Source organism: Nioella sp. (assembly GCF_964229645.1).
GTDB lineage: Bacteria > Pseudomonadota > Alphaproteobacteria > Rhodobacterales > Rhodobacteraceae > Nioella.
This window is the reverse complement of the sequence record NZ_CAXREX010000201.1, coordinates 1-6,283: the sequence shown is the minus strand read 5'-3', so window position 1 is coordinate 6,283 and position 6,283 is coordinate 1. Positions and strand designations below refer to the sequence as shown.

General features: G+C 66.4%; 4 protein-coding genes. 1 reads left to right on the top strand and 3 read right to left on the bottom strand.

The window, feature by feature from the left end; translation table 11 throughout:
* From ACEQXV_RS13635 to mdeB, 3 genes are all read right to left on the bottom strand, one after another.
* Positions 1 to 1,395 (bottom strand): FAD-dependent oxidoreductase (locus tag ACEQXV_RS13635; RefSeq protein ID WP_370269661.1); only part of this gene is annotated, 1,395 nt, incomplete at its 3' end.
* A gap of 8 nt (positions 1,396 to 1,403) precedes the next feature.
* Positions 1,404 to 2,699, bottom strand: a complete 1,296-nt coding sequence (locus ACEQXV_RS13630) for a 2-oxo acid dehydrogenase subunit E2 (protein WP_370269660.1) — start codon at positions 2,697 to 2,699, stop codon at positions 1,404 to 1,406.
* Between the two features lie 12 nt (positions 2,700 to 2,711).
* Entirely contained in the window at positions 2,712 to 5,396 is a 2,685-nt protein-coding gene (gene mdeB, locus ACEQXV_RS13625) for an alpha-ketoglutarate dehydrogenase (protein ID WP_370269659.1), read from the bottom strand.
* A gap of 107 nt (positions 5,397 to 5,503) precedes the next feature.
* Between mdeB and ACEQXV_RS13620 the strand changes: the two genes are divergently transcribed.
* Positions 5,504 to 5,986: an Lrp/AsnC family transcriptional regulator gene (locus tag ACEQXV_RS13620; RefSeq protein WP_370269657.1), complete on the top strand. Its 483-nt coding sequence runs from the start codon at positions 5,504 to 5,506 to the stop codon at positions 5,984 to 5,986.
* Positions 5,987 to 6,283 lie beyond the last annotated feature (297 nt).

The window sequence follows — 6,283 nt, the reverse complement described above, 5'->3', positions numbered from 1 at the left end:
CCGGATCCCGTCTGCCTTCGCCTTCGCCTCGGTCAGGCCGACCCAGGCGATCTCGGGGTCGGTATAGGCGACCGAGGGGATGCAGGCGGGCTCGAAGGCCGCGTTTTCGCCGCAGGCGACCTCGGCCGCGACCTTGGCTTCATGCGTGGCCTTGTGCGCCAGCATCGGCTGACCCACGACATCGCCGATGGCGAAGATATGCGACTGCGAGGTGCGCATCCGGGCATCGACCGACAGGAAACCCTGCGCCGTCAGCGCGATCCCCGCCTGCTCGGCGCCGATCCGGTCGGCATTGGGCCGCCGCCCCACCGCGACGAGGATCCGGTCATAGCGCTCGTGGAAGGTGTCGGCGGCGGTCTCGAACCGAGCCTCGAGCCTGTCGCCTGCCGTGACGGCGGTGACACGGGTATCGGTGTGGATCGTGATCCCCTTGTCGCGCAGCCGTTTGGCGAGCGGGGCGACGATATCGCGGTCGGCGCCGGGGATGATCTGGCCGGTCGCCTCGACAATGTCGATCCGGGCGCCGAGCGCGTGATAGACCTGCGCCATTTCCAGCCCGATGATCCCGCCGCCGATGACCAGCATCCGGTCGGGAATATCGGCAAGATCGAGCGCGCCACTGCTGTCGATGATGCGCGCGTCCTCGGGCAGGAAGGGCAGGCGCACGGGTTCGGACCCGGTGGCGATGATCGCCTGATCGAAGCCCAGGTCCTGCGGGCCGGTTTCCGTCTCGATGCGCAGGCTGCCCGGGCCGGTGAAACGGGCGGTGCCCCGGATCACCCGCACCTTGCGCCGTTTCGCCAGCCCGCTCAGCCCCGAGGTCAGCCGCCCGACCACACCGTCCTTGAAGGCGCGGATCCGCGTCAGGTCGATGTCCGGCGCGCCGAAATCCAGCCCGTGCGCGCGCGCCGCTGCGGCCTCGTCGATGACCTTGGCGATATGCAAAAGCGCCTTCGAGGGGATGCAGCCGACATTCAGGCAGACCCCGCCCAGCGTGGCACGCGGATCGATCAATACCACCGCGCGGCCCAGATCGGCGGCGCGGAAGGCGGCGGTATAGCCGCCCGGACCGGCGCCGATCACGACCAGCGGCGCGTGATCCCGGGTTGCCGGTACGGCAGAGGCTGCGGTTTCTGAAGCGGGTGCGGGAGTAGCCCGGTCCTCGGTCTCGACGCGCAGGATGACAGCCCCCTCGCTCACCCTGTCGCCCACCGAGACCAGCACCTCGGTCACGGTCCCGGTCACGGGGCTTGGCACATCGAGCGTCGCCTTGTCGCTTTCCAGCGTCAGCAGCGTGTCGTCCTCGTTCACCCGGTCGCCGGGCGCCACGAGGATCTCGATCACCGGGACGTCGTGGAAATCACCGATTTCGGGGATGGGAATATCCTGGATCATCGCGGCCCTCAGATCGAAACGCGCCGGAAATCGCTGAGGATCCGGCAGATATGTTGCAGGAAACGCGCGGCGGCGACGCCGTCGACCACGCGGTGATCCCAGCTCAGGCTCAGGGGCTGGATCAGGCGCGGCTCGACCCCGTCATTGCGCCAGACCGGCTGGATTTCGGCGCGCGTCACGCCCAGGATCGCCACTTGCGGCGCGTTGATGATCGGGGTGAAGCCCGTGCCGCCGATCCCGCCCAGGGACGAAATGGTGAAGCTGGCGCCCGACATGGCGGCGGGGGACAATTTGCCCGCCCGGGCCTGCGCGGCAAGATCGGCCATTTCCGAAGCGATTTCCGCCACGCCCTTCTGGTCGGCGGCTTTGACGACCGGGACGACCAGCCCTTCGGGCGTGTCCGCCGCGACACCGATATTCCAGTATTTCTTCAGCACGACGGCGTCGCCGTCGAGCGCGCTGTTGAACTTGGGATAGGCCTGCAGCGCCGACACCACCGCTTTCACGGTAAAGGCCAGAAGGGTGATCTTGGCGGTATCGGGCGGGGCTTCGGTGTTCAGCGTCTTGCGGAAGTCTTCCAGCGCGGTGATGTCGGCCTTGTCGAAATTGCACACATGCGGGATGACCATGGCATTGCGCGCCAGCGCCGGCCCCGAGATCCGGACGATGCGGCTGAGGCTCACGCGCTCGACCGGCCCGAATTTGGCGTAATCCTCTTTCGGCCAGTCGGGGAGGCCCGCAAGCGGCGAGGATTGCGCGGACTTCGGCGCGGTGAGCTGCGCCTTGACGAAGGCTTCCACGTCCTCGCGCAGGATCCGGCCCTTGGGGCCTGTTGCCGCGACATCGCCAAGCGCCACGCCCAGCATCCGCGCGTAGCGGCGGATCGAGGGCGAGGCATGGACCGCCGGGCCGGGGGCATTACCAGGGCCGGGGGCCACCGGGTCCGGGGCGGGGGGCGCCGGACGCGGCGCGGCGTCGCGGGCGGGTTCGCTGGCCGGTTCTCTTCCAGGTTCGCCGGCCGGGGCTGGCGCCGCCGGGCTTTTCACCGGGCTCTCCACCGGGCCTGAGGGTTCCAGCCGGGCGACGAGCGTGCCTTCGCTGACGATCGCGCCTTGGGTGACCAGAAGCTCGACGATGCGCCCCGCCCGCGGGCTCGGCACATCAAGCGTTGCCTTGTCCGATTCCAGGACCAGCAGCGTGTCGTCCGCGCGGACCTCATCGCCCACCGCGACCGGGATTTCCACCACAGGCACGTCCTTGAACTCGCCGAGATCCGGCACGCGGATTTCGATACTGTCGCTCATCTCGTTCTCCGCTCACAGGTCCCAGGGCGCCGGCGCGCCGGTATCGATCCCCATCGTCTCGATCATCTTCGACACGACCGTGTCCGCGACCTCGCCGCGCCGGGCCAGGGCCTTGAGCGCGGCCAGCGCGATATGCTGGCGATCCACCTCGAAGAAGCGGCGCAGGGCCTTGCGGTTGGCCGACCGGCCGAACCCGTCCGTGCCCAGAAGGGTCAGCGGGGCCCGGACGAAGGGCGCGATCTGGCCCGGGAAGCCACGCACGTAATCGCTGGCCGCGACGACCGGGCAATCGCCGGGCAGCAGCCGGTCCAGATGGCTGGTCTCGGCCTCGGCGACCGGGGCGAAACGGTTGCGCCGCTCGCAGGCCATCGCGTCGCGCGCCAGCTCCGTGAAGGACGTGGCCGAGAAGATGTCGGCGCCGATGCCGAACTCCTTTTCCAGCAGGTCGGCGGCGGCCAGCGTTTCCAGCAGGATCGTGCCCGACCCGATCAGCCGCACGCGCTTCTGTTCTCCGGGCAGCGTGGATTTCAGCCGGTAGAGACCCCGCAGGATATCCGTCTCGACCCCCTCGGGCATCGAGGGCTGGGCGTAATTCTCGTTCATCACGGTGATGTAGAAGAACTCGTCGCGCTTCTCGTCCAGCATCCGCGTCATGCCGTGTTCCATGATCACCGCAAGCTCGTAGGCAAAGGCAGGGTCATAGGCGCGGCAATTGGGGATGGTGGCGGCGGCCATGTGGCTCGACCCGTCCTGGTGCTGCAGCCCTTCGCCCGACAGTGTCGTGCGCCCGGCGGTGGCGCCCAGCAGGAAGCCGCGCGTGCGCTGGTCGGCGGCGGCCCAGATCAGGTCGCCCACCCGCTGAAAGCCGAACATCGAGTAATAGATATAGACCGGCAGCAATTCCGTATCGTGCACCGAATAGGCGGTGCCCGCGGCGGTCCAGGAACTCAGCGCGCCGGCTTCGGTGATGCCCTCTTCCAGAAGCTGGCCGTTCGCGGCTTCCTTGTAATACAGCATCGAGCCCTTGTCCTCGGGATCGTAGAGCTGGCCCTTGGGCGCATAGATGCCGATCTGCCGGAACAGGTTGTCCATGCCGAAGGTTCGCGCCTCGTCGGCGACGATGGGAACGATCCGGGGGCCGAAGGCCTTGTCCTTCAGCAGGTTGCCCATGATCCGCACGGCGGCCATCGTGGTCGACATTTCCTTGCCGTCGGCGCTCAGCGCGAAGCCCGCATAGGCCTGAGGCTTCGGGCGGGCGGGGGCGCTGGCGGCGGCCTTCTCGCTGCGGCGGGGCAGGTAGCCGCCAAGCGCCGCGCGGCGTCCTTTCAGGTAGCGGATCTCGGCGCTGTCCTCGGCGGGCTTGTAGAATTGCAGCGTCTCGACCGCCTTGTCCGAAAGCGGCAGATCGAACCGGTCGCGGAAGGCCATCAGGGCCTCGATATCAAGTTTCTTGGCCTGATGCGCGGTCATGCGGGATTCGCCCGCGCCGCCCATGCCGTAACCCTTCTTGGTCTTCGCCAGGATGACGGTCGGGCGCCCCTTGTGCGCCTTGGCCGCTGCGAAAGCCGCGTGGAGTTTCTTCAGGTCATGGCCGCCGCGCTTGAGCTTGTGGATGTCGTCATCGCTCAGATGCCGCACCAGCGCCGCCGAGTCCGGGTCCAGATCGAAGAACTTCGCGCGGTTGTAATCGCCCGCCTTCGAGCCGAGATCCTGATAGGCCCCGTCGACCGTTTCGGCAAAGCGGCGCAGCAGCACATGGTTGGTATCAGCCGCGAACAGCGCGTCCCATTCCGAGCCCCACAACACCTTGATGACGTTCCAGCCCGCGCCCACGAACAGCGATTCCAGTTCCTGGATGATCTGCCCGTTCCCGCGCACCGGACCGTCGAGTCGCTGCAGGTTGCAATTCACGATGAAGGTCAAGTTGTCGAGGTTCTCGCGCGCGGCCAGCGTCAGCCCGGCAATGGATTCCGGCTCGTCCATCTCGCCGTCGCCGAACACGCCCCAGACATGCCGCCCCCCGGTATCGGACAGCCCGCGCGCCTGAAGATAGCGCATGAACCGCGCCTGGTAGATCGCGCTGAGCGGGCCGATCCCCATCGAGCCGGTGGGCACCTGCCAGAACTCTTTCATCAGCCACGGATGCGGGTACGAACACAGGCCCTTGCCGGGCACTTCCTGCCGGTAATTGGCGATATCGTCTTCGCTCAGTCGCCCTTCGAGAAAGGCGCGGGCATAGATGCCGGGGGCGGAATGCGGCTGGAAATAGACCAGATCGCCGGCGAAATCGTCGGTCTTGGCGCGGAAGAAATGGTTGAAGCCGACCTCGAAGATTTCGGCCGCCGAGGCGTAAGAGGCGATATGCCCGCCCAGCTCGCCATAGGCCCGGTTTGCGCGCACCACCATCGCCAGCGCGTTCCAGCGGATGATCGAGGTGATCCGCTCTTCCAGTGCCAGATCGCCGGGATAGGCGGGCTGCTGCGCCAGCGGGATCGAGTTGCGATAAGCCGAATAGGGCAGACCGCTGGTCGTCACGCCGATATGGCGGGCGTGATCGAGAACCCGGTTGAGCACGAAGTTCGCGCGCTGGGGATCGGCATGCCGCGTGAGGCTATCGAGCGCGTCGATCCATTCGGCGGTTTCGGCGGGATCGGCATCGCTGGGGCGGGGCGTTCGGTCGGGCTGGGTCTGGGTCATGGGCGTCTCCTCTGCGCGCAGGATAGCCGATTGCGCGAAGTGGATGTTGCCAAAGACGCCAAGATACGGGAGATATTTGGAGCAATCCTCTTCAAAACATAAAATCAATGACACGATCACCTAATAAAGCCGGCGAGCTTGACGCAATCGATCTCGCCATCCTGACAGAGCTGCAACGCGATGCCCGGATGTCGATTCAGGACCTCAGCCAGCGTGTCGGCCTGTCCCCGACCCCTTGTGCGCGCCGCGTGCGGATCCTTGAGGAGAACGGCATCGTCCGGGGTTACACGGTCGTTCTGGCCGAGGCCAAGGTGGGCTTTCCGATCAGCGTATTCGTTTCGGTGAAGCTGGATCACCAGATCGACGACCGGCTGCGCAGCTTCGAAGAGGCGATCCGGAAATTCCCCGAAGTGACGGATTGCTGGCTGATGACGGGGGACCGGGATTATCTGGTCCGCGTGGCGGTAGCGGATCTCATCGAGTTCGAAAGTTTCCTGACCGGGAAACTGACCAAGGTGGTCGGTGTTGCCTCGCTTGAATCCTCGATCCCGATCCGGCGCGTGAAAGAGAAATCCGCCCGCTTGTCCTGACCATCCCGAGGCCGCGCAGGCGCAGGGCGTCGAGACGCGCCACGCGCAGATGGATAAGTCAGACTTATAAGACCAATACTATTCATTCATTTGACATATAATGCACCGCGCCCCTACGGTCCCGACGTCTGGGAGGCACGCGATGTTGGAAACCAAGGGTATCGACGCAACGAAGAGCGGGGCGCAGGAGGTTCTGCGCGTCGACGGGGCCTCGGTCCGGTACGGCGCGGCCACGATCCTCGATGGCGTCGACCTGACGCTGAACAGGGGCGAATTCGTTTGCGTGATCGGTCCCTC